This is a genomic window from Exiguobacterium sp. SH1S21 (genome assembly GCF_004337175.1).
Lineage (GTDB): Bacteria > Bacillota > Bacilli > Exiguobacteriales > Exiguobacteriaceae > Exiguobacterium > Exiguobacterium aurantiacum_A.
The window spans coordinates 287,861-305,580 of record NZ_SJUY01000003.1 but is presented as its reverse complement, the minus strand read 5'-3'; the positions used below and the strand labels follow the sequence as shown (position 1 = coordinate 305,580).

The 17,720-nt window shown below is 50.4% G+C and carries 21 protein-coding genes; 15 read left to right on the top strand and 6 right to left on the bottom strand.

The window, feature by feature from the left end; translation table 11 throughout:
- On the top strand, positions 1–413 hold a 413-nt coding region (locus EVJ24_RS06845), incomplete at its 5' end, for an IS3 family transposase (protein ID WP_161568736.1).
- Positions 414–514: 101 nt separating this feature from the next.
- Here EVJ24_RS06845 and EVJ24_RS06840 read toward each other — a convergent pair.
- The gene (locus EVJ24_RS06840) at positions 515–1,045 is read right to left on the bottom strand and encodes an HD domain-containing protein (protein ID WP_070327633.1); all 531 of its coding nucleotides are present in this window, start codon (positions 1,043–1,045) and stop codon (positions 515–517) included.
- 223 nt (positions 1,046–1,268) lie between these two features.
- Here EVJ24_RS06840 and EVJ24_RS15445 point away from each other — a divergent pair, with 223 nt between their 5' ends.
- From EVJ24_RS15445 to EVJ24_RS06825, 4 genes are all read left to right on the top strand, one after another.
- Positions 1,269–1,406 (top strand): hypothetical protein, encoded by a 138-nt coding sequence (locus tag EVJ24_RS15445; protein ID WP_167331259.1) that lies wholly within the window; start codon positions 1,269–1,271, stop codon positions 1,404–1,406.
- Positions 1,407–1,582: 176 nt separating this feature from the next.
- Positions 1,583–1,981 carry a transcriptional regulator SpxA gene (spxA, locus tag EVJ24_RS06835; RefSeq protein WP_015881217.1) on the top strand — a complete coding sequence of 133 codons (399 nt, stop codon included), beginning with the start codon at positions 1,583–1,585 and terminating at the stop codon, positions 1,979–1,981.
- Between the two features lie 175 nt (positions 1,982–2,156).
- The gene (gene mecA / locus EVJ24_RS06830) at positions 2,157–2,813 is read left to right on the top strand and encodes an adaptor protein MecA (protein WP_071399493.1); all 657 of its coding nucleotides are present in this window, start codon (positions 2,157–2,159) and stop codon (positions 2,811–2,813) included.
- A gap of 69 nt (positions 2,814–2,882) precedes the next feature.
- Positions 2,883–4,118 (top strand): DUF2254 domain-containing protein, encoded by a 1,236-nt coding sequence (locus EVJ24_RS06825; protein WP_131440423.1) that lies wholly within the window; start codon positions 2,883–2,885, stop codon positions 4,116–4,118.
- A 65-nt stretch (positions 4,119–4,183) separates the two neighbouring features.
- Here the strand turns inward: EVJ24_RS06825 and EVJ24_RS06820 are convergent, their stop codons facing one another.
- Entirely contained in the window at positions 4,184–4,909 is a 726-nt protein-coding gene (locus tag EVJ24_RS06820) for an SDR family NAD(P)-dependent oxidoreductase (RefSeq protein WP_131440421.1), read from the bottom strand.
- An 83-nt stretch (positions 4,910–4,992) separates the two neighbouring features.
- Here EVJ24_RS06820 and cls point away from each other — a divergent pair, with 83 nt between their 5' ends.
- The 3 genes from cls to pepF are packed head-to-tail and all read left to right on the top strand — an operon-like array spanning position 4,993 to position 9,398.
- Positions 4,993–6,504 carry a cardiolipin synthase gene (gene cls, locus EVJ24_RS06815; RefSeq protein WP_070327629.1) on the top strand — a complete coding sequence of 504 codons (1,512 nt, stop codon included), beginning with the start codon at positions 4,993–4,995 and terminating at the stop codon, positions 6,502–6,504.
- Positions 6,505–6,516: 12 nt separating this feature from the next.
- Entirely contained in the window at positions 6,517–7,578 is a 1,062-nt protein-coding gene (locus EVJ24_RS06810; protein ID WP_131440419.1) for a competence protein CoiA, read from the top strand.
- A gap of 17 nt (positions 7,579–7,595) precedes the next feature.
- On the top strand, positions 7,596–9,398 hold the full coding sequence (pepF, locus tag EVJ24_RS06805) for an oligoendopeptidase F (RefSeq protein WP_070327627.1): 1,803 nt from the start codon (positions 7,596–7,598) through the stop codon (positions 9,396–9,398).
- Between the two features lie 226 nt (positions 9,399–9,624).
- Here pepF and EVJ24_RS06800 read toward each other — a convergent pair whose 3' ends face one another.
- Both EVJ24_RS06800 and EVJ24_RS06795 read right to left on the bottom strand, forming a co-directional pair.
- Positions 9,625–10,149, bottom strand: coding sequence for a DsbA family protein (locus EVJ24_RS06800; RefSeq protein ID WP_236633408.1), 525 nt, complete (start codon positions 10,147–10,149; stop codon positions 9,625–9,627).
- Between the two features lie 333 nt (positions 10,150–10,482).
- Positions 10,483–11,064, bottom strand: coding sequence for a CYTH domain-containing protein (locus EVJ24_RS06795; protein WP_174545507.1), 582 nt, complete (start codon positions 11,062–11,064; stop codon positions 10,483–10,485).
- 108 nt (positions 11,065–11,172) lie between these two features.
- Between EVJ24_RS06795 and EVJ24_RS06790 the strand changes: the two genes are divergently transcribed.
- From EVJ24_RS06790 to EVJ24_RS06780, 3 genes are read left to right on the top strand one after another with little or no spacing between them, the layout of a single operon-like run.
- Positions 11,173–11,817, top strand: a complete 645-nt coding sequence (locus tag EVJ24_RS06790) for a GTP pyrophosphokinase (protein WP_070327625.1) — start codon at positions 11,173–11,175, stop codon at positions 11,815–11,817.
- A 12-nt stretch (positions 11,818–11,829) separates the two neighbouring features.
- A complete protein-coding gene (locus EVJ24_RS06785) occupies positions 11,830–12,627 on the top strand; it encodes an NAD kinase (RefSeq protein WP_131440417.1) in 798 nt (265 codons plus the stop codon).
- Positions 12,628–12,630: 3 nt separating this feature from the next.
- Positions 12,631–13,500: an RluA family pseudouridine synthase gene (locus tag EVJ24_RS06780; protein ID WP_131440415.1), complete on the top strand. Its 870-nt coding sequence runs from the start codon at positions 12,631–12,633 to the stop codon at positions 13,498–13,500.
- Positions 13,501–13,541: 41 nt separating this feature from the next.
- Here EVJ24_RS06780 and EVJ24_RS06775 read toward each other — a convergent pair whose 3' ends face one another.
- The gene (locus EVJ24_RS06775) at positions 13,542–14,708 is read right to left on the bottom strand and encodes an FtsW/RodA/SpoVE family cell cycle protein (RefSeq protein ID WP_071399502.1); all 1,167 of its coding nucleotides are present in this window, start codon (positions 14,706–14,708) and stop codon (positions 13,542–13,544) included.
- Positions 14,709–14,857: 149 nt separating this feature from the next.
- Here EVJ24_RS06775 and fabI point away from each other — a divergent pair, with 149 nt between their 5' ends.
- Both fabI and EVJ24_RS06765 read left to right on the top strand, forming a co-directional pair.
- On the top strand, positions 14,858–15,631 hold the full coding sequence (gene fabI, locus EVJ24_RS06770; RefSeq protein WP_071399503.1) for an enoyl-ACP reductase FabI: 774 nt from the start codon (positions 14,858–14,860) through the stop codon (positions 15,629–15,631).
- A gap of 83 nt (positions 15,632–15,714) precedes the next feature.
- Entirely contained in the window at positions 15,715–15,903 is a 189-nt protein-coding gene (locus EVJ24_RS06765; RefSeq protein WP_016510315.1) for a hypothetical protein, read from the top strand.
- A gap of 2 nt (positions 15,904–15,905) precedes the next feature.
- On the opposite strand, the gene EVJ24_RS06760 is transcribed toward EVJ24_RS06765, so the two are convergent.
- Positions 15,906–16,415, bottom strand: a complete 510-nt coding sequence (locus EVJ24_RS06760) for a YjcG family protein (RefSeq protein ID WP_071399504.1) — start codon at positions 16,413–16,415, stop codon at positions 15,906–15,908.
- Positions 16,416–16,589: 174 nt separating this feature from the next.
- On the opposite strand from EVJ24_RS06760, the gene EVJ24_RS06755 reads away from it, so the two are divergent.
- Together EVJ24_RS06755 and EVJ24_RS06750 are read left to right on the top strand one after the other, a co-directional pair.
- Entirely contained in the window at positions 16,590–17,135 is a 546-nt protein-coding gene (locus tag EVJ24_RS06755) for a phosphatidylglycerophosphatase A family protein (protein ID WP_071399505.1), read from the top strand.
- Positions 17,135–17,719 carry a phosphatase PAP2 family protein gene (locus tag EVJ24_RS06750; RefSeq protein WP_131440413.1) on the top strand — a complete coding sequence of 195 codons (585 nt, stop codon included), beginning with the start codon at positions 17,135–17,137 and terminating at the stop codon, positions 17,717–17,719. The genes EVJ24_RS06755 and EVJ24_RS06750 overlap by 1 nt, the downstream gene beginning before the upstream one ends.
- The last annotated feature ends 1 nt before the right edge of the window (position 17,720 follow it).

Genomic DNA, 17,720 nt, shown 5'->3' with positions numbered 1-17,720 from the left:
ACCTGGCAAACCGTGAAATCATCGCCTATACGATGTCAGATAAGCCTAAGTATCCATTCATCGGCGAGATGTTGGACCAAGCCATCGCGAGACTCGATAACGATAGAAGGCCGATCCTCCATTCTGACCAAGGCTGGCAATACCAATTTCGAGCGTTCACGGCGAAGCTTCGCGAACACGGCATCACCCAAAGCATGTCCCGAAAGGGCAACTGTCTCGACAACGCGGCCATCGAGAGCTTCTTCGCCGTGCTCAAGTCCGAGCTACTCTATCTCAGGAAGTTCGAGGACATGGCTCATTTCAAACAGGAGCTCGAGCGCTACATCGAGTACTACAATCATCGTCGCATCAAGAAACGACTAAAAAACCTGAGCCCGGTGGAATACCGGACCCAGGTTCTCGAAGTCGCCTGACAAATTATTTAGTGTCTAACTTTTTTGGTTCAGTTCAAAATCCAATTGGATTTTAGGGCTTTTTTGCTCAAACGAAAACACCGTGGGAGACCCGGACGGTGTTAGGCATTTGAGATGCGCGGCAAGTTCGAGAGACGCTCGACGACGGCATCGATTAAACGGACGCGAGCGAGCGCGTCTTCAATCTCCATCGTCTCGTAGTGGTGGAGGCCGCCCGGCTGTTCGACGAACGTATCGGCGTCATGGACGAGCTGTTGGAGCGGGGTCCGTTGGATGCGGTTAGGCGGAAGGTAAGAATCCGTATGAAGCAGGATCATGACGGAAATTTCCTTGGCCCGAGCCGGATCTTCTCCGAGCCGGATCAACAGTTTATGTGCGCGTTCCGCGCCTTTGATGGCGTGGATATCGTTTTGGCGATACAAGTCGTAGTTCCACTTGCCTTCGGTGTACCATTCGTAATGACCGATGTCGTGGAGCAGTGCAGCCTTCGTTGCTAGATCGGTGTCGAGCCCTCGTCGTGTCGCCAATTCGAGAGCGCGTTCACAGACGTCAACGGCATGTTTTAATCCAGATCGTGTCAAGTATTTCTGGGTGACGTGATGCTGCATGATCGTTTCTAACGTGATTCTCATTCGTGCTCTCCTCCTTGGTGATTTCAAAGATTATTTCTATTAACTATACGGGAATGGATAAGTAAATGCAAATTTGGAACATGTGAAATCATGATTTTTTACGAGATTGTTCAACATTTTTCAATAGGATGTGCTATAATTTAACTATAGATTAGTGCAACTTTAAGATTTTCAGATACAGTAATGGTTGGTTTTTTCCTTTCGTCCATGGGGGTGAGAGACCATGAAAGAGCGTGACAAAGTACTGCAACAGAAAAAGAAACTGTTAAAAGAAGTGCTCAAGAAGAAATTGAAAGACTTGCAAGTGAAGCCAGGGAAAGAAACGGTGTCACAACCGGTTTCTCGGATTCCAGCTTCGTAGAACGGTCGATCAAGGTCGCATTCTTCTGAATGCGTCCTCTTTTCTTACCCGGATGAGAAAGAATATCATTGAAGTTTCAATAAATAAGAATTATTATAATTACGTGAACGAGATTTTGGGTATACAAGAAGAGTCACTAAAAAAATGGACGAACATTTGATCAGGGAGGAACGAAAATGGTCACACTTTATACGTCTCCGAGCTGTACATCGTGCCGAAAAGCACGGGCTTGGCTCGAAGAGCATGATATCCCATTTACAGAACGAAACATATTCTCAGAACCACTCTCACTCAATGAGATTAAACAGATTTTACGCATGACAGAAGACGGCACAGATGAGATCATCTCGACCCGCTCAAAAGTTTTCTCGAAAATCGATGTATCGGTCGACGCACTTTCGCTTCAGCAGTTGTACGATTTGATTCAAGAATATCCGGGCCTCCTTCGCCGTCCGATTTTGATTGATGAAAAACGCCTTCAAGTCGGATATAACGAAGATGAGATTCGTCGATTCTTGCCTCGCAAAGTTCGTACGTTCCAACTTCAAGAAGCGCAACGACTCGTCAACGAGTGAGGAAGCATACTGTCTAAGCAGTGTGCTTTTTATTATCTCGTTTTTCCGATAAAATAGTGGTACACACCCCATCATCAATAGATTGACAGGTCAAAAAAAGGGTACTATGATAACAAGACAATTTCCCCTCTCCTCCTTAAGAAGTAGGAGTGAGGTCAGAAGGGAGTGGACAATCGTGAAAATTGAGCGCATCAATGACAATACCGTCAAGTTTTTCATCACTTATGTCGATATCGAGAAACGCGGATTCGCCCGGGATGAAATTTGGTACAACCGAGAACGTGGTGAGCAGCTGTTCTGGCAGATGATGGACGAAGCGCACGAACGGGAAGATATCTCGTTCGATGGTCCACTATGGATACAAGTACAAGCGTTTGAAAAAGGACTTGAAGTGACCGTCACGATCGCGAAAAATGTGATCGACACAGAAGACGACGCAGAACTCGGGTCGCTCTTGCGCAACGCAATCGACGAAGCGCGTGATCAACAGTCCGTCCTCGACCAGTTGAGTGAACTCGATGAAGTCGAAGCTGAACCGGAGGCGTGGGCTCCGTTAGCTATGGATACGGATGACTTTGAGGCGATTATCGCTCTGAGCAAACGGGCCGGTGATACGCTGAGTAACGTCACCCTCAAGTTATTCCATTATGAAAACCGTTACTACTTGTGGATCGACTTCCCGGACGAGATGGAGCCGGAAGAAGAAGAGAACGTCCTCAGTCTTTTAGCCGAATACTTGTCGTTCAGTACGCAAACCCTCGCTATGCTCGAGGAGTACGGTAAACCGATTCTCGACGGCGACGTGTTCTCAAAAGTACGTCACTATTTTTAAACTCGAATCGCCTGTTCAAGCGGACAGGCGATTTTTTTACTAATCTATACATATTGAAGAGGTGACTTGATGCTCAAACGTTTACAATTGACGTTGTCAGACAGTACGTGGTTCGTCCCGTTTTTGTATGGGACAGGTGGTATCGTATTAACGTTTCTGACGCAGTATTTCGGTAGCTTTTTCCGCGAACTGTTGCCAGAAATCATTTATTTGGATCAGGATTCAGCGGCTTCCGTCCTTTCGTCGTCGTTCACGAGTCTCATGACGATGATGACGTTCAGTTTTTCGACGATTTTAGTCGTGCTGACGACGTATTCATCTCAATTCTCGCCCCGTACGATCAATAACTTTTTAACAAACTCGGCTTCGAAACATACGCTCGGTATTTTCATCATGACGACCGTGTACGGCATCACGAATTTATTTCTCATTCGGACTTCGGAAGAAGACGCCGTCCTCGCCTCAGGTGTCAGCGTCGTATTAGTCGTCAGTTCGATCTGGGCGTTCGTCAAGTTCATTCAGACGATCAGCGTCTCGATTCAAGCTGAACGCCTGTTATCGTCCTTACATCGAGAGGCACTGTCCGTCATTGTCAAACAGAAACAAGCGGTCGAAGACGGGAAGGTGAGCATCGTGCTGAAGCGATCGGTCCATACGTTCGAAGCAGGGCAAGCAGTGTACGCCTCACGGACCGGCTATGTTCAACTGTTCTCGAGCGAGAAACAAGAAGATCACGACATCAGTTTCGAATCGGTCGTCGCGGTCGGCGACTTTGTGGCGGAAGGAGATATTCTCGGGTATTGGCTAGGGGATGACGCTCTCGACAAAGATGTTTTTCAAATCGGCGAGATCCGTTCATCGATTCAAGACCCGGCCTTCGTCATCGAAAAATTGAGTGAGATCGCCCTTAAAGGAGTGTCGCCGGGAATTAACGACCCGAACACGGCGATTCATGCGATTCACTATATCGGGGACATCTTACGGGAATTGAGTGAACTTCCGGAAGGGGATTTCGTCTTCTCAAACGGCAAGAGTGATTGGCACATCAAACGGAAAGCGATGGAAGCGACATTGTTCGAGGCGTTAGCACCGATCAAGACGTACGCGAGCCATGACATTTTCGTGATGGCGTCGATTTTCGAGGCGATCCGAATCGGGCGCCTGCGCGCTCATCCAACGCATCATGATACGTTTGAAGAGTTCGTCGATTACATTGAAGACGTGCTCGCATGGGACGACTTTCATCCGCGCGAAAAGGCGTTCTTGACGACCCAGATGATGCAAGCGAGGAAGATCAAGGCATAATATACAGCTGTTCGCACAAAAGTGAAAAGGGGGCCGTCTAATTCGTAGACAACCCCTTTTTGCGTTCAAGATAGGCTGTAGCCACCGTCGATGGTGATGGCTTGGCCGTTAATATAGCTCGACGCATCACTCAATAAGAACGTGACGACCGGTGCGACTTCTTCCGGTGAAGCGGCATTCCCACGGAAATGATGGCTCATCGCGTCTTTGAATTTTGCCTCGCCGCCGTACAGCTTATGGCTGAGCGGCGTATCGACCGGTCCGAAACAGACGGCGTTGAAACGAATCTTTCCTTTCATCCGATGGGCGAACGTCTTCGTCAACGCGATGACGGCCGCTTTCGAAGCGGCGTATGGACCGAGCATCGGCGGGAACTTGACGTGTCCGACGATCGCTGCGTTGTTGACCACGCTTGAACCGGTCGCGAGGAGCGGAATCGCACGTTGAATGAGGCGGTTTGTCGCCAACACGTTCAGTTCGAACACTTCGTCAAAAGCAGAGGCCGGCAACCGTTCAGGCGTACCGGGACGACCGAACGTCGCGGCGTTATTGAATACTCCGTGCAGGACGACTTGATCGGCTACGAGGCGATCCATGAGCGCCTCGACCTCGTCAGCTTGAGATAAATCACATTTCAGGAACGTGATGGTGTTATCCGATTCGAGTTCGAGTGCCTTACCTCTCGTCTCATCACGTCCGACGCCTAAGACGTCGTGTCCTTCTTCCGTTAACCGTAAGGCGACCGCACGACCGATGCCACTCGTCGCCCCCGTCACTAGAAAAGTCCCCATATTTTCTCCACTCCCCTCAAAAAGATATCGTTCCGATGTATAATTAATGATAATACATGACAGAAACGGGGTCAGCTTATAATATGTTGCGACGCATACAAGTACTATTATCCCTTCTTTTGCTCGCAGGGCTCATTGCCGTATTATCTTATTACTGGAGCTCGCAAGTGATTGGGCTGTTCACGATCCTCGTCTTTCTGACGACGTTTAGCATCCTGCTCGTCATCTTGCTCGAGAACCGTAATCCGCAACGAACGCTCATCTGGGCAATCGTCATGCTCGGATTTCCGGTCGTCGGTTTATTCGCATACTTCGTCTTCGGTCAAAACTATCGGCGGAGACGCATGTTCAATGAGAAGGCGATGTTGGATGAAGAAACGTATCTCGCTTATCGGCAAAAAGCGATGACACTCTCGCCATCGCTCATGTTTCCGCACGATGATTATGAGAAGTTGCTCCACTTAACGTCTTCATTGAATCAATTACCCGTCTCGTCGAACACGTATACACAAATCCTCACGAACGGAAAAGAAAAGTTTTCGAAACTATTGCCAGCCTTGAACGGGGCGACGCGTCACATTCACCTCGAGTATTACATTTTCCGGGAAGATCGTATTTCTCGGGAAATTCAACGTATTTTGATTGAAAAAGCGCGGTCAGGGGTCGAGGTCCGGTTTTTGTACGATGCGGTCGGATCGATCCATACGAGCAGTTCTTTTTTCGAAGAGATGCGACAAGCTGGTGTTCACGTCCAGGCGTTCTTTCCCGTCGTCTTACCGCTCGTCTCGAGCAAGACGAACTACCGGAACCACCGGAAGATTGTCGTCATCGACGGGACCGAAGCGTTCACGGGCGGTTTGAACGTCGGGGACGAGTATTTAGGAGAGCATACGAAGTTTGGATTTTGGCGTGACACGCATCTATACGTCAGAGGGGAAGGGGTATCGGAACTGCAGCTGATCTTTCTGCAAGACTGGTACTATATGACGGGTGAGCGCTTGTTCACACCGTTCTATCTAGAGCCGCTCGAGACGGTACGGAGCGCGAGCGGCGGTGTCCAAATCGTCGCCAGCGGACCGGACGAGCCGTACGAGACGATGAAGTCGATTTATTTCGCGCTCATCAACGCCGCAAAAAAATCGGTATACATCTCGTCACCGTACTTGATTCCTGACGAGGATATTATGAGTGCGTTGAAGACAGCTTCTTTGTCGGGGATCGATGTCCGCATCGTCTTACCGAGCTTCCCGGACCATAAAATCGTCTTCTATGCGAGCCGATCTTATTATGAGGAGTTGCTCAGCTCTGGCGTCAAGATTTATTTGTACGAGGAAGGATTCATGCATTCGAAAGTCATCGTCATCGATGACGGCCTGGCGACGATCGGGACGGCAAACATGGACTTCCGCAGCTTTCATCTCAATTTTGAAGTGAACGCACTGCTGTACAACACGAACTCGGTTCATCAGCTCAAGCAAGACATCTACAAAGATTTTGAAGGGTCTCACGAGTTGGAGTTGGGCGCGTTCGCAGAACGATCTTATTTCATCAAACTCGTTGAATCTTTGGCACGAATGTTTTCACCATTATTATGAGGGGGAAGCGGGATGCGGTTCGCAATCGATCAGACAGGGGAGTACGTCGATGCCCATACGTTGAGTCGGAGGCAAATCGAACCGGCTGCCCCTTTTTCATGTCCGCAGTGCGGAGAACGGGTCATTGTAAAACGAGGAGCGAAACGACGGCTCCATTTTTCTCACGTTCAAACGTGTGGAAGCTTAGAGTCGGCTGGTCACCGAACCGATAAATGGGGCGTCAGCCAATGGCTGCAGGCGGGCGGATATGATGTCGAGCAAGAAGTGGATCTGAACGGGAGACGGGCTGACTTGGTCGCGACAAAAGCGGGGGCGTCGTTCGTCGTCGAAATACAGGCATCACCGCTAGCAGTCGATTCTTACGTAGAACGGACGAGACACTATGAGCGAAACGGTCTTGCCGTCATCTGGATCGCGAGCGGATTGCGTCTTGAACCGGTACCGTCTTTTTCACCTTGGATGAGGTGTGAGATCGCACGTCGGCGTACGTTGATCGTTCCGGTCCAAAACGCGTTATACCGGTTCGTCGGGTGTCCGATCTCGCTCAGACGGGCACAAGGCGCGTGGGTGCCAGTGACATCTTTTGACGCCTCGCCATTTGAACCGTTTTATCGATTTGATGCGCACCGATGGATTCAACTCGTGCGGCGAAAGCGCATGACGCCGCCTTATCCAACACCGCTCTTCAGACGGCTGATCTTGAATCGTCTCTATCCGCTCGGTATTTTACCGTCGTTGTTGCCGACCGTCTGCTATTTGCCGCTCCCGTCGCTCTGGGGCATTCATATTCATCCGTTCGACTTTCAGACGGTCTTGTACTTGAATCGACGGGAAGCGCCCAATGATTCGCTCGCTTGGAGCATCGAGAAGACATGCCGCCAGTTCAACGCGACTCCGACAAGCGACTTTGTTTCTTCGTTTCAGTTACAATGGAGACAACTCTTGAACGTATTCGGCTTGTCAGAGTATGTCATCGACTGGCACGTCCCGGTCACGCTCGAAGCAGCGCTTCGTGACGATATTCGTTTGTTTCAAGGGTTTCAGCGATTCATGGCGAAATCGTATATAAACTGAGAAAAGGAAGTGGACATATGTCAGAAGTACTAACACGACAACAAGTACCCGTCGAGGAGACGTGGAACTTAGAAACCATCTATGCAGACGACAAAGCGTGGGAGCAAGACTTTGAGACACTCAAAGCCCGAATCCCTGAACTCGTTGAATTCAAAGGGAAACTCGGGGAATCGGCCGAGACACTTTACGCGGCGCTACAGCTCCGTGACGAGATCTCGCGTCAACTGCATAAGCTGTATACATACGCCCATATGCGCTATGACGAAGATACGGCCAACAGCCATTATCAGGCGCTGAACGACCGTGCCGGGTCACTCGCCGCTCAAATTTCGGCTCAACTCGCCTTCATGACACCAGAACTGCTCGCCATCGACGAAAGTGAGATCACAGCGTTCATGGGCGGCCACGAAGGGTTGACTGTCTACCGTCATGCGTTCGATGAGTTGGCGCAAGAGCGGCCCCACGTCTTGACGGAAGCGGAAGAAGCAATCCTCGCCCAAGCCGGCGACGTGCTCGGACAATCGAGCTCGACGTTCGGCATGCTCAATAATGCTGATTTAAAATTCCCTAAAGTGAAGAATGAGCAAGGAGAAGAAGTCGAACTGACGCACGGACGTTACATTACGTTTTTAGAGTCGGCAGACCGTAGCGTGCGTGAGACGGCTTTCAAAGCGATGTATGGGACGTACAAACAATACTTAAACACGTTCGCGTCAACTCTGTCTGGGAGCGTGAAGAAGGACAACTTTTATGCGACGGTGCGCAAGTTTGAGAGTGCGCGTCAATCGGCGCTCCACAACAACTCGATTCCTGAATCGGTATACGATGGACTCGTTGAGGCGGTGAATGAACGGCTCGATCTGTTGCACCGTTATGTCGCGCTCCGTAAACGAGCGCTCGGTGTAGACGAGGTGCACATGTATGACCTGTACACGCCACTCGTCAAAGACGTCGAGATGAAAGTGCCTTATGAAGAAGCGAAAGAGCTCATGGTTCAAGGTCTGGCTCCACTCGGAGACGAGTACGTCCAAATCGTCAAAGACGGTCTCGACTCACGTTGGGTCGACGTCCGGGAGACTCGCGGCAAACGTAGCGGCGCCTATTCGTCTGGTGCGTACGACACGCAACCGTTCATCTTGATGAACTGGCAAGACAACGTGAACAACTTGTTCACACTCGCCCACGAGTTCGGTCATTCGGTACACAGTCACTACACGCGTGCCACGCAACCGTACCCGTATGGGGACTATTCGATTTTCGTGGCAGAAGTCGCCTCGACGACGAATGAGGCGCTCTTGAACGACTATTTGTTGAAGACACGGACGGACAAAGCCGAGCGTCTTTACTTGCTCAACAATCAACTCGAGACGTTCCGGGGGACGCTGTTCCGTCAGACGATGTTCGCCGAGTTCGAACATAAGATCCATCAAGCGGCCCAAGATGGCATCTCGCTCACACCAGAATACTTGAACGAGACGTATCTTGAGTTGAACAAGCGTTACTTCGGCGACGACATCGTCATCGACGAAGAGATCGCGTTCGAGTGGGCCCGTATCCCGCACTTCTACTACAACTACTATGTATATCAGTATGCGACAGGAATTTCGGCGTCAGCGGCGTTGTCGCAACAAATCATGGACGAAGGCGCGCCTGCCGTTAAACGTTATATCGATAAGTTCTTAAAAGCCGGGTCGAGCGATTACCCGATCGAGGTGTTGAAGGCGGCCGGCGTTGACATGACGACGAAAGCACCTGTGTTAGCGGCGCTCGATCAGTTTGAATCCGTCCTCGATGAGATGGAATCACTCCTGTTTTCGTAAGCGAGCATGTGCGTGAACATTATGTGACAATATGAACAAAGTGCTTGTCAACAGGCGAGCCTATGGTTATATTATAAGTGTGAAATCAATCACAAACCCCTTTATTGACCGTAAACTTTCTCCCGTCTTGACACCTTCCCCGGGTGTTAAGATCGGCGTCTCTTGTCCCCGCTTGAGACGTCAAAAACCCACGGCTCCCCGGCCGTGGGTTTCTTTTTGTATCCGTTTATTTTTGTGTGGCCCATGCTTGACCGCTGCATCCGGGGACAGGGCGGCAACGTTGCTGGAGCGACAGTTTTTTCAGTTCCCGTTCGATGATCGGCTTGTCGAGCTCTAAGATGAACGCGAGCTCAGTGATTGTCGAGGCGTCGTAGTGACGTAACACTTTTTCAACGTTCCAACCGGTTTGCCGATTCGGTACGTATCCGAGCAGTTCACTCATAACGGCTTGGTACACGTCGTAAGGATAGACGCCTTCGATTTTGAGCGCCTCGTCACGAGTGACGAACGTCATGGCAGGAAGTGATTCGATTTCCCAGTCTTTTAATATTTGATGGTCGACAGCGAGGGCGCTCAAGAGTTGATTCGACTGCATATCTGCCGCCAACTCATCGATGTCGAGTCCGTATCCAGCGTAAGAGCGCGCGATCTCCCACAGGTCGGCATCATTAGAAGCATCCTTCGTAAAGGCGTCGTTAATATGAAGGTGACGCAAAAAACGCATCGCATGGCGTTTCCCTTGTAATTCCATAGCCTTGATCATCGTGAGAAGGCGAACCTCTTCCTGACATCCGCCAACACAACTAGGAACCGTCGAGACCATCCGAAAACGAATCAAGTGCCCGTATTCGAGCTCGAGTTTTTTAATGAGTGTCATCACGTGAAAACCGTCGGGATCAGAGATGTCCATGAAATAGAATAACTCTAATGGCTTATATGTTACTTGGATAGAAGATTCTTCCAGTGAACAGGATGACTCATTACATTGTTCAAGTTCCATTGTGTCGCCTCCTCTCGTAAACAAAATCAAATATATCGTATGCTCATTGTAGCAACGAAAAAAAAAGGTTGGCAACGTATCTGCTCAACCTTCACTCCGTCCCATCTTTTCTTCCATGAATCGGACGATTTTATTTTTGGCCGGACGTAACGGGATATTGTGGCTCGAGAGCAGCTTTTCAAACGCGATTCGGCCTGCCGCTTCGTCCGTCACTTCGAATTCTATTTCATAATCACAAATCTCCAAATAATGACTTTCATCGAGCACGAGCAGACCGTCTGCCGTCTCGATTTCAGCACGCTTCGTCTCGAGGCGGCCCAAATGTTCGAGCGGTCCGGTCAAATTGAACGTGGCGAGGGCTTGTTTCATCTGTTCGTCGTGGACGATGCCGTACTTGAACAAATTTTCCGCCGCTTCTTCATTGATCGGTGCATGCGTCTCGAGCAGTCCGACATCGTGCGGTTGTTTGAGCGTCAAAACTTGACCGGTCTTCTTCTCGCGGATGCGCAAGGCCGCGCCTTGGCTGCGCAGTTCAAACGTGGGCGTATCGAAATAATCGTTGGCTTGCCATTTGACTTGGTCGGATAACTGATACGATTCGAGCAACGTCTCATACTCATCTTTCGTCAGCATCGATTTAAACTCAATTTCCACTTCTTGGGTCATTCGTCATCGCTCCATTCTATGAACAATTGTTGGTTTATGATACCATACAATCGGATACATACGGAAAAAAGCAAGGTTTTCCGAAACGAACGAAAGTGGTGACAGCATATGCAATCAGTGGACTGGGATCAATTTTTAGTGCCGTATCAAATTGCGGTCGATGAGCTGAAAGTAAAGTTTAAAGCGATCCGTAAGCAATACAACTCGCAAAATGACCATTCTCCGATCGAGTTTGTCACCGGCAGGGTCAAGCCGGTCGGAAGCATCCTCGAGAAAGCGAAACGCAAACAGATCGCCTATGATCACTTGTCGACCGAGATGCAAGACATCGCCGGGCTTCGAATCATGTGTCAATTTGTGGACGATATCGTGCAGGTCCTCGAGCTGTTGCACCACCGGACCGACTTTAAAATCGTAGAGGAACGGAACTACATCACGAATCAAAAAGAATCGGGTTATCGGTCGTATCACATCATCATCGAATACCCGGTCCAGACGATCCACGGGGAATTCCCGACGCTCGTCGAAGTCCAAGTTCGGACGCTCGCGATGAACTTTTGGGCGACAATCGAGCACTCGTTGAACTATAAATACGATGGTGACATGCCGCAAGAAGTCCAAGAACGGCTGCGTCGGGCCGCGGAGGCGGCGTTTCTGCTCGATGCTGAGATGAGTCAGCTCCGCGTCGAGATTCAAGATGCGCAGCAAGTGTTTCGTGATAAAGAAATGAACGTCCAAACGGACCAAGACTAGGGGGGCGAGTGTATGCAGTTTGCGATTGTGTCAAGGGGAGATGCGCGTTCCGCGGAGATCGCGCGTGAGTTGACAGACAAGTTGACCAAGGCGGGACATTCCGTCTCGGAACAACCTCGGATCGTCGTTTCGGTCGGTGGGGACGGGACGATGCTACAGGCGTTCCATGAATATGTCGACCGGCTAGACGACACCCTTCTCGTCGGCATCCATACGGGCCATCTCGGTTTTTACGCGGACTGGCAACCGGACGAGCTCGATGAACTGACAGAGATGATCACGAGCGAGTCGTTCGAACCGGTATCTTATCCGCTCGTCGAAGTGTTGATCGACTATGAGGACGGGACGACGGAGCGGCAGTTGGCGATGAACGAGTGTACGATTAAAAATTACAAGCGCACGCTCGTGTGTGACTTGTCGATCCGTGACGATTACTTTGAAACGTTCCGGGGAGACGGGCTTTGCATCTCGACACCTTCCGGCTCGACCGCCTATAATAAAGCGCTCGGCGGTGCGATCGTCCATCCATCGATCGAGGCGATCCAAGTGACCGAGATGGCGTCGATCAATAATCTCGTCTACCGGACGATCGGCTCACCACTGTTGTTGCCGAAGCACCACCAAGTCAAAATCAAACCGCATACGAAAACGGAGTTTGAGCTCGCGTTCGACCATCAGGAAGCACTGTCGTGGTCGAACGTCCAGTCGATTCGTTGCGCGGTCGCGAAAGAAAAAGTGACGTTCGCCCGGTTCCGCCCGTTCCCGTTTTGGCGTCGAGTGCGCGAATCGTTCATCGAGGAAGGGAAGTAACATATGTACGGATTTACATTACGTCGTGTCGCGGAGACGAACGTCCCGCTGCGCGATTTTTTGATGGGGGATTGTGGCATCTCACGCAAGATGTTGACGCAAGTCAAACACGGTGGCCTCATCTTAGTGAACGAAGAGCCGCGGACCGTTCGCTTTGATGTGTCGAGCGGCGATGAAGTGACGGTTCATTTTCCGCTTGAGCAGCCAGCGGAAACGATGGTCCGTTCACGGCGTCCGCTCACGGTCATCTACGAGGACGACTATTTGCTCGCCGTCGATAAGCCAGCAGGCATCGCGACGATCCCGTCCCGGCTTCATCCTGACGACACGCTTGCGAACGCTGTGCTCGGTTACTATGAACGAATTGGATTGCACTCGGCGATTCATGTGATCAATCGGCTCGACCGGGATACGTCTGGTGTCGTCTTGTTCGCTAAATATGCGTACGTGCACCATCGCTTCAGCGAACTTCAAAAGCGAGGTGGTTTGTCCCGGACGTATATCGCTCTCGTCGAAGGACTGGTCGAACGACAGACGATTGATGCACCAATCGGTCGGGCCGAACACTCGATCATGGAACGTGTCGTTACAGACGACGGGCAACGAGCCGTCACACACGTCCGTCACGTCGAGTCGCGCGGTGACTATACGGCGTTGACGATTCAACTCGAGACCGGACGGACCCATCAGATACGCGTCCACATGCGCCACATTGGTCATCCATTACTCGGGGATACGATGTATGGCGGACGTCCCGTGCTCGCCCGTCACGCGCTTCACAGCTCGTCTGCCGCGTTCGATCATCCGTTGACAGGGGAGAGTATCGTAATCGAAGCGGCTTACCCCGTCGACTTTCAACTCGAACACGAGTGAACAAAACATAGCCCCGCGCTCAAATGAGTGCGGGGCTATGTTTAATCGTCGTCAAACATATACGTTTTTGATTTTGAGGCGACGTTCATGACGAGCCCGATGGCAATCATGTTCATGATGATCCCGGTACCCCCGTAACTGATGAACGGCAAGGTCAAACCGGTGATCGGGAGGACACCGATTGTCATTCCGATATTTTGGAAGATCTGGAACGTGAACATGGCGATGACGGCGGTCACGATGTAACTTCCGAATGGACTGCTCGCTTCGAGCGCGATATGAATCATCCGGTACAAGAACAAGAAGAAGACGATGATCACGATTGCTGCACCGATAAAACCATAATGCTCAGCGATGACGGCAAAAATAAAATCGGTCTGCGACTCTGGTAGATAGACTAAACCTTGACCATAGCCAGTTCCGAACATTTGGCCAGAACCGATGGCTTGAAGCGATTTGATCAACTGGAACGCTAAATCGTCAGAGTATTCATATGGGTAAATCCATGCTTGGAAACGATTCAAGGCGTGGCCCGGAACGAAGCTTTGAAGCACCTCGAAATGCGAGAAAAACAAGTACATGAACCCACCGATTGTCACGGCGGCGGCGCTGAACAGGCCGAGCAACCACTTCCAACCGATCCCTGACACGATGATGATCGCACCGAGCATCGTGATTAAAACAAGCCCGGTCCCTAAGTCTGGTTGCGTGACAATCAGCCCAAGAGGCGGGATGGCGAGTAATACTAGTTTCATTAACAGCCACGCATCCTGTTGAGACGAACCGTAACGTTTATTGTGGTCGTAGACGATTGTGGCCATGGAAATCAGTAAAAACAACTTCATAAATTCAGCTGGTTGAAAACTGAAACCAGGCACATTATACCATCCATACGCCCCATTAATATTTGGAACGAGTGTGGTATCCCGGAGCGGAATTAAGCCAACTAAAAGCAATAAACCAAAGGAGTAGAGATACCAATGAATTTTTCGCAACTGCTCGTATTCGATTGTCATGATGGCAAACATGGCGACGAATCCAATGATGTAACGGATTCCTTGATCGAAGGCGAAGTTAATATGTTGTAATCGTGTTGGCAACATCGGTTGTGCCGTGTAAATGGCACCTAGGCTAATGACCATCAAGAAGAAGACGATTGTCAGAAGTGTCGTGTCTAAACTTTTTAAATAAGATTGAATGCGGTTCATGATGAAGTCGTCTCACCCTTTCTATACGTATTTTATCTTACCGTAACTATAAAAAATCGCAATACGTTACGAGGCGGTTGACAAAACAGACACCATTCTGTAATCTGATAACAGATGTTATAACCAGGTACTAAAAAGGGGAGTTCACAATGTCAATTTATCCAACGTTAACGAACAAGACGTACGTCGTCATGGGGATTGCCAATAAACGCTCGATTGCTTGGGCGATCGCGAAAACGCTCGACGCGGCAGGAGCGAAGCTCGTTCTCACTTATGCGTCTGAACGTTTCAAGTCAGGTCTCGAATCACTCGCTGCTGAGTTGAGCCAAGAAGCACTGTTGCTTGAGTGTGATGTGACGAACGATGAAGCGATCGACACGACGTTCCGTTCGATCCATGAGCAAGTCGGTCTGATTCAAGGGATTGCGCATTCAATCGCTTTCGCGGATAAAGAAGCGTTGCGCGGTGAATTCTCGGAGATGACGCGCGGTCAGTTCGCACAAGCACTCGATATTTCGGCGTACAGTTTGACGGCGGTCGTCAAGGCGGCAAAACCTTACTTCGCAGAGAACGCTTCGGTCATCACGCTCACGTATCTCGGAGGGGAACGGGTCGTACCGAACTACAACTTGATGGGTGTCGCTAAGGCCGCGCTCGATTCGAGCGTCAAATATTTGGCGAACGAATACGGCCCGCAAGGCGTGCAAGTCAACGCGATTTCCGCTGGACCGATTCGGACGTTGTCGGCGAAAGGCGTCGGCGACTTTAACAGCATCTTGTCTGAGCTCGAGCAAAAGGCACCACTGCGCCGGAACGTCTCGGCTGAAGAAGTGGCCTCGACCGGTCTGTTCTTGTTATCGGGCATGGGGAGTGGCATCACGGGAGAAGTCATCCACGTCGACAGCGGCTACCATATTTTATAAGTTTGGGAAAGAGCGCGTAAATGCGCTCTTTTTGTATTATAGCGTAACCGTTTGGGGTAAGGACTTGTGAGGGAGGGAAGATCATGGGTCCTTATCAGATTGATTTTACGGTCGTCCAATATGGGAATCGCCAGGTCCAACCGACAGAACGGGCGAACATCGAACCGGTCACTCGCATCCAGCGGGTCCAGCGGATTATTCCGCGTCAAGAAGAATGGTTAGAAGCTGAACAAGAAAAAAGCCCCGGTCGTTTCGTCGACCGGAGCGTATAATATTAACCTCGGAACCGGAACGTCTCATAGACGTTCCATGTTTCGTTTTCGAGCTCATACATGACGGCCATACGGTTGATCGTCTCTTCAAAATGGACTTGTTCCATCCGCATCCGTTCGAGCACATCGAACAGCTCGGCGTCGGTCAGATCTTGTCCGATCGTGATGTGCGGGAGGAACTCGTACTTCGGAGGCTGATCGAGTGCACCTTCGTGTAAGCGAGTTTGTAGCGCTTCGAGTTCGCGCGTCGGCAACACTTTTAAGTAAAGGACGTTGTTCGTCGGCGCGAACGAGCGGGCACCGTCGATCTTCAACTGAATCGGCTTCGTCGTCTCAGCGATTTGTTGTAAATACTCGAGCACTTTTGGTAACTCGGCTTCGTCGACTTCGGTACGTTCTTTGATCGTCACGTGTGGCGAAATCAAAGCGTACTTCGTATCGTACCGTTTTCGATACGAGTTGGCGAAGTCTTGAACTTGTTTTGATGGAAATAAGACTACCCCAATCTTCATTCCAGTTCCCCCTTTATGAATGGTCTACTAGTTTATGATGACCGATTTATCGAATGAAGTCAAAGTGGGCTTAGTGTTTTTTTTAAAGTTTTCAGTATAATAGAGAATGAGTACTTCGAGACATGCTGTTCTCGAGATGAAGGGATGTGACGCGGGTAATTGCCCGCAATAATTATGAAACAAGTACCACACTCACGAGACGTAACAGAGGCTGCACGGGCCCGCTTGATTGAACGGGGCGTATCGATTGAATCGATTGCAGAGATCGTCTACCAAATGCAGGCGCCTTATTCACCGCACTTATCATTAAAAGACTGCATCGAGTCGGTTGAGGCCGTCCTTGAGAAACGCGAACTCCAACACGCGATCCTCGTCGGTTCAGAGCTCGATATTTTAGCCGAAAAAGGGCAGTTGTCAGAACCGCTCCTTTCAATCGTCGCTTCAGATGAAGGCTTATTCGGCGTCGATGAAACGATCGCGATCGGGGCCGTCAACACGTACGGATCGATTGCCGTCACGACGTTCGGTTACTTAGATAAAGCGAAGATCGGGATCATCAAGCAGCTCGATACGAAGATGGACGACGGTCAAGTTCATACGTTCATGGACGACCTTGTCGGTGCGATCGCGGCTAATGCATCGGGCCGTCTCGCGCACCGGTTGCGCGACATGAACGATTTTGGTGAAGACGAGATGCGTGAACGCAAAGGATTATATTGATGCATCGCGCAAAAACACTGACAATCGCCGGGACGCTTGGCTTCGCCATCGTCTCGGTGATTGTCATTTTGGGTGGAGCGGCTTCGCTCGACGGGTTTATCTATCAGATTGTCGCGCCGTTGTCTGGCCCGTTGTTCGTCTATGTGACAGAACTCGGCAGTGTGACGGTGTTGATCGGCCTCTCCTTTGTCGGCATGCTATATTGGTTATGGCGCGGGGACAAACTTGAAGCGTTTCGGTTACCGTTCGTCGTCATCGTGACGTTAGTTTTGACCCAACTATTGAAACGTATGTACAAGATCGACCGGCCGCTCGTCGATGCCGCTCTCGATGCGACGACGTATAGTTTTCCTAGCGGGCACGCCTCGGGTTCGCTCGCCTTGTACGGTTTGCTCGCTTTTAGTTTGTACCGGCGAAAGTACTCGCCCGTTTGGGTCGCGGTGCTCGTCGTGCTGCTCGTGGCCGTCTCGTTCAGTCGGGTCATCTTGAACGTTCACTATTTCAGTGATGTCGTGGGTGGATGGCTCGTCGCGTTCACCGTGATTGCCGGATCAGAATGGATCGTGGGGAGGAAAAATCGTTGAT

Excerpts from the sequence above, each read along its gene's own strand:
- EVJ24_RS15445 (WP_167331259.1), top strand. The coding sequence starts at position 1,269 with ATGAAAGAGCGTGACAAAGTACTGCAACAGAAAAAGAAACTGTTAAAA.
- EVJ24_RS06825 (WP_131440423.1), top strand. The coding sequence starts at position 2,883 with ATGCTCAAACGTTTACAATTGACGTTGTCAGACAGTACGTGGTTCGTC.
- EVJ24_RS06755 (WP_071399505.1), top strand. The coding sequence starts at position 16,590 with ATGAAACAAGTACCACACTCACGAGACGTAACAGAGGCTGCACGGGCC.
- pepF (WP_070327627.1), top strand. The coding sequence starts at position 7,596 with ATGTCAGAAGTACTAACACGACAACAAGTACCCGTCGAGGAGACGTGG.
- EVJ24_RS06840 (WP_070327633.1), bottom strand. The coding sequence starts at position 1,045 with ATGAGAATCACGTTAGAAACGATCATGCAGCATCACGTCACCCAGAAA.
- EVJ24_RS06760 (WP_071399504.1), bottom strand. The coding sequence starts at position 16,415 with ATGAAGATTGGGGTAGTCTTATTTCCATCAAAACAAGTTCAAGACTTC.
- cls (WP_070327629.1), top strand. The coding sequence starts at position 4,993 with ATGTTGCGACGCATACAAGTACTATTATCCCTTCTTTTGCTCGCAGGG.
- EVJ24_RS06795 (WP_174545507.1), bottom strand. The coding sequence starts at position 11,064 with ATGACCCAAGAAGTGGAAATTGAGTTTAAATCGATGCTGACGAAAGAT.
- EVJ24_RS06750 (WP_131440413.1), top strand. The coding sequence starts at position 17,135 with ATGCATCGCGCAAAAACACTGACAATCGCCGGGACGCTTGGCTTCGCC.
- EVJ24_RS06800 (WP_236633408.1), bottom strand. The coding sequence starts at position 10,149 with ATGGAATTACAAGGGAAACGCCATGCGATGCGTTTTTTGCGTCACCTT.
- EVJ24_RS06785 (WP_131440417.1), top strand. The coding sequence starts at position 11,830 with ATGCAGTTTGCGATTGTGTCAAGGGGAGATGCGCGTTCCGCGGAGATC.
- EVJ24_RS06775 (WP_071399502.1), bottom strand. The coding sequence starts at position 14,708 with ATGAACCGCATTCAATCTTATTTAAAAAGTTTAGACACGACACTTCTG.
- EVJ24_RS06780 (WP_131440415.1), top strand. The coding sequence starts at position 12,631 with ATGTACGGATTTACATTACGTCGTGTCGCGGAGACGAACGTCCCGCTG.
- EVJ24_RS06820 (WP_131440421.1), bottom strand. The coding sequence starts at position 4,909 with ATGGGGACTTTTCTAGTGACGGGGGCGACGAGTGGCATCGGTCGTGCG.
- fabI (WP_071399503.1), top strand. The coding sequence starts at position 14,858 with ATGTCAATTTATCCAACGTTAACGAACAAGACGTACGTCGTCATGGGG.
- EVJ24_RS06765 (WP_016510315.1), top strand. The coding sequence starts at position 15,715 with ATGGGTCCTTATCAGATTGATTTTACGGTCGTCCAATATGGGAATCGC.
- EVJ24_RS06790 (WP_070327625.1), top strand. The coding sequence starts at position 11,173 with ATGCAATCAGTGGACTGGGATCAATTTTTAGTGCCGTATCAAATTGCG.
- EVJ24_RS06810 (WP_131440419.1), top strand. The coding sequence starts at position 6,517 with ATGCGGTTCGCAATCGATCAGACAGGGGAGTACGTCGATGCCCATACG.
- spxA (WP_015881217.1), top strand. The coding sequence starts at position 1,583 with ATGGTCACACTTTATACGTCTCCGAGCTGTACATCGTGCCGAAAAGCA.